This is a genomic window from Rhodococcus sp. T2V (genome assembly GCF_029269925.1).
GTDB classification, from domain to species: domain Bacteria; phylum Actinomycetota; class Actinomycetes; order Mycobacteriales; family Mycobacteriaceae; genus Rhodococcus_F; species Rhodococcus_F koreensis.
In genome coordinates, this window is sequence record NZ_JARJBD010000224.1 from 1 (window position 1) to 3,305 (window position 3,305).

General features: G+C 66.6%; 4 protein-coding genes and 1 pseudogene. 4 read left to right on the forward strand and 1 reads right to left on the reverse strand.

What is annotated here, in order from left to right:
- From P3H15_RS53310 to P3H15_RS53325, 4 genes are all read left to right on the forward strand, one after another.
- Positions 1–341, forward strand: a 341-nt coding sequence (locus tag P3H15_RS53310) for a condensation domain-containing protein (protein ID WP_276144712.1), incomplete at its 5' end; no start/stop codon positions are given.
- Between the two features lie 255 nt (positions 342–596).
- Complete coding sequence (locus P3H15_RS53315; protein ID WP_276144713.1) at positions 597–1,073, forward strand: DUF2231 domain-containing protein; 477 nt, start codon at positions 597–599, stop codon at positions 1,071–1,073.
- Positions 1,070–1,240 carry a hypothetical protein gene (locus P3H15_RS53320; protein ID WP_276144714.1) on the forward strand — a complete coding sequence of 57 codons (171 nt, stop codon included), beginning with the start codon at positions 1,070–1,072 and terminating at the stop codon, positions 1,238–1,240. The genes P3H15_RS53315 and P3H15_RS53320 overlap by 4 nt, the downstream gene beginning before the upstream one ends.
- 927 nt (positions 1,241–2,167) lie before the next feature.
- Positions 2,168–3,079, forward strand: coding sequence for a ScbA/BarX family gamma-butyrolactone biosynthesis protein (locus tag P3H15_RS53325; protein ID WP_276144715.1), 912 nt, complete (start codon positions 2,168–2,170; stop codon positions 3,077–3,079).
- A 59-nt stretch (positions 3,080–3,138) separates the two neighbouring features.
- Here the strand turns inward: P3H15_RS53325 and P3H15_RS53330 are convergent.
- Positions 3,139–3,305, reverse strand: a pseudogene (locus P3H15_RS53330) (TetR/AcrR family transcriptional regulator); the annotation flags it as partial.

Here is a 3,305-nt window from a genome sequence, read left to right on the forward strand (position 1 = left end):
GTGCCCTCGCCCAGTCCGAGGTGCAGTTCGAGCGACTGGTCGAGGTGCTCGATCCGCCCCGCTCACCGTCGCTGCATCCGTTCTTCCAGGTCGCGCTGTCGCTGAACAACTTCACTCCCGCCACGTTGGATGCCGAGACGTTGCGCTTCGAGATCACCCCTCGGCCCCTCGACATCGCGAAATGCGACCTGCACTTTCATTTCACCGAACGCCACGACACCCACGGTCAGGCCGTCGGAATCGCTGCCGAACTCGTGTACTCGACGGACCTGTTCGACGCCCCCACCATCCGGTCGTTCCTCGACAGCCTGCACGCCGTCCTCGCGGAGATCACGCCATGAACCCTGCATCGCCCGGGTCTGCCGGCCAATCCCTACCGGAACCACAGCCCGGTCCGGGACGTGATCGTCCATCACACGGCTGCCGCCGGGCTCACCTCGGCCACTGTGGAGTGATCGGGGACCTCTGCACCGGCAGTGCCACTGCTTTGTCTCGGCCCCGGCACCCGCCGCATCATCCCGGGATCCGCTCCACACCCTGAAACGGTGCGAGGCGGGCCTCAGCGCCTTCTCAGCGTCGCCCGCAATACTGGCGCAATGTCCACCGTCAGCGGCTTGCCCGCGCACGTGCTGTTCGTCCACTTCATCGTGGTGTTGGCTCCGCTGACAGCGATCCTGGTCATCGTGTGCAGTGTGTGGCCCGCCGCCCGACACCGACTCGTCTGGCTCACACTCGTCCTGGCCGCCGTGACCACCGTGTTGACTCCGCTGGCCACCGATGCCGGGGAATGGCTCGAGAAGCACGTCGCCCGATCGACCGCCGTGCACACCCACACCGAGCTGGGCGACACGATGATCTACTTCTCCGCCGCCCTTCTCCTGGCCGCACTGGCCACCGCAGCGGTCCACCTCCGCGAGCGACAGACGGACCCGTCACGTCCGCTCTCGCTGATCGTCGCTGTCCTGGCGCTCGTCGTGGCCACAGGGACCATCGTGCAGGTCTACCGAATCGGCGAATCCGGTTCGCGGGCCACCTGGGGCGAGGTCATCACCTCCACAGACTCCGCCCCGTGACAGGGAAGAAGGCAGCCGTCGTGCTCTACGTGCTCACCCTGGTAGCCGTCGTGGTCGGCGTGGACGTCCTGTTCCTCAGGCACCACTTCTGGGAGCGGCTGATGGTGAACGTCGGAATCGTCCTGGTGTTCGCGGCGATCTATTCGAGGTTCCTGAAGGGTTCATGAGCGCAGCCGCCGCCTCAACTACGTGAGACAACGGCCGGATACCTCGAACCAGCGAGACTGTCCCAGCATCAACGAGACGGGACCGATTGACGAAAATCGACGGATTTTCGGAAATCGGGCGGTCAATCCGGTGCCGCCTCGCCGGTTTCGACCGCAATGGTGTCAGCGCGTTCGCCCGCGTTGCCGGGCACATCCTGTGATTCGCGTTCCGCGATGATCTGATCTTCGAGATCGTCAACGAGAGCGGTTAGCTCGGGCCTGTGGCCGGTCCGCCGGACGGGTTCGTCGGTGGAGTGTTCACGGGCGAACTCATCCTGCGCACCAGCAAGACCCACCACCGGAAACGCGCCTGACCCCGATCACCCCTTTGCCGTCGCCGACCCCTTCCTCCCCCGCCCGGACCTCTACGCCCGGACCGCGGGCCTGTGCTCGTACCGCACCGAGCCCCGGTACTGGATCACCGGGTGGCATCGCAATCATGCCCGTAAGGCACTCGCCCAGGCGTGCACACCGCGGATCGTCAGGCCGCGCGTCCCGCGACCGCCGAAGTACGGGTCGAAAGTGGTGGCGGCGCTGCTTTCGGTGCTTTTACCGCGGTCGAGGCCGGCGCGGACTGCGGCGGCGATGACGCGGGTTCGCCCGGCGTGGCCGCGTACTTCGGCGAGTGGACTTCCCGTACCAGAGGGCAACTGTAGGTGCATGCCTCACGTGTTCGTTCGGTGTTCCGACGTGCGGGTTTTCAACGTCGTGTCAGTGTGTGATTCTCACGAACTTGTCGGAATCTCGGCCCGGTCGTTCTCGTGTAGCGGGATTCTCGACGGCGCACGGCCCCTTGCAACGACCCCCGACTGGTCACTTGTCCGAGTCCACTTCTATAGTTCGAATTTCCCGGCACATCGGACCGGTCGGTTTCTGTGGAGGGGGTACGTGACGCGAGCTTGCCAACCGGTTCGTCAGGCGTTTCCCGTCCTCTCGTTCGAGCGGACCGTCGCCCGCCGCTACGTGCACCGGCAGGCCATCGCCGAAGTCTTCCTCACCGATTGCATCGAGCTCGGTGAACCGAACCGGTTCGCCATCGCGGCGCAGTGGCCCCGGTTGCACGGCTTCTACCGCGCAAAACACGGTCGATTCGACCCGATGCTGCTGGCAGAAACGCTGCGACAGGCGGCGATCTACCTTGCCCACACCCGATATAGGGTGCCACCGAGCTGGCGATTCGTCATGCAGGACATGCATGTTCGCGCCCACCTCGACGCGATGGGGGTCGGGATGGCAGCCGCGGACGTGACGGCGGAGACCACGCTGTCAGGTTTGGTGTATCGCGGTGAGGTGGTGACGAGTTTCCGCATCGAGCTGCGGTACTGGTTGGCCGGTCGGGAGATCGGATCGGCATCCGGTGTCGCCGTGGCCCTCCCGCCGTCCGCCAACAGCAGGGCGCGGTGGGGCACCGCCGGCCCGGCGCGGTGCGGCACCGCCATTACGCCCGCCGTGGTGGGGCAGGTCGACGAACGGGACGTGGTGCTCGGGCGGCCCACCGGGCGGGGCGAGTGGGAGGTGCGTGTCGACGTGACGCACCCGGTGTTGTTCGACCATCCGCTCGATCACCTGCCGGGAATGCTGCTCCCGGAGGTGCTGCGGCAGGGGGCGTTCGCGGCGCTGAAGGTTCCGGACGCGCACCTGGAGTCGATCGACGCGGTGTTCCACCGCTTCGCCGAGCTCGATCAGCACGCCACCGTTCGTGTCCGGGTCCTCGAGACGGATCCGCTGTCGGTGCGGGCGGTGATCCGGCAGTCCGGGAGCGAGATTGCCACCGGACACGTGCGGCTGGCCCGCCGCTGAACGACCCAACGCCGCGACGGCAGCTGCGCGGCGACCCGCGCAAGGGGTGCGCCGATGCTGCGCGCCTTGCGGATCCGATCGATGTCCGGATACCGGTGTGGCGGCATGATCCCGGGCAGCAGAAACGTCCACATGTCGTCGACCCGCTGTTCCAGGTCGGTGCGTTGCGCGAGCACCTGCGAGACCGTCTGGACACCGGTGAAGGCACCGATCACGAACCGGGCGA

Bases quoted from the DNA above. Each gene is read 5' to 3' on its own strand.
- P3H15_RS53315 (WP_276144713.1), top strand. From the start codon at position 597: ATGTCCACCGTCAGCGGCTTGCCCGCGCACGTGCTGTTCGTCCACTTC.